This window comes from Evtepia gabavorous (assembly GCF_003425665.1).
Classification (GTDB): Bacteria; Bacillota; Clostridia; order Oscillospirales; family Oscillospiraceae; genus Evtepia; species Evtepia gabavorous.
On the sequence record NZ_QQRQ01000064.1, the window covers coordinates 1 to 412 of the forward strand.

At 53.2% G+C, this 412-nt stretch carries 1 rRNA gene; it reads left to right on the top strand.

The features are described 5' to 3' along the window. Positions 1-412 (top strand): 16S ribosomal RNA (locus DV520_RS12080); the annotation flags it as partial.

Here is a 412-nt window from a genome sequence, read left to right on the forward strand (position 1 = left end):
TGTAAACGATGGATACTAGGTGTGGGGGGACTGACCCCTTCCGTGCCGCAGTTAACACAATAAGTATCCCACCTGGGGAGTACGATCGCAAGGTTGAAACTCAAAGGAATTGACGGGGGCCCGCACAAGCGGTGGAGTATGTGGTTTAATTCGAAGCAACGCGAAGAACCTTACCAGGGCTTGACATCCCACGGCTGGAATTAGAGATAGTTCTTTCCCTTCGGGGACTGTGGTGACAGGTGGTGCATGGTTGTCGTCAGCTCGTGTCGTGAGATGTTGGGTTAAGTCCCGCAACGAGCGCAACCCCTATTGTTAGTTGCTACGCAAGAGCACTCTAGCGAGACTGCCGTTGACAAAACGGAGGAAGGTGGGGACGACGTCAAATCATCATGCCCCTTATGTCCTGGGCTAC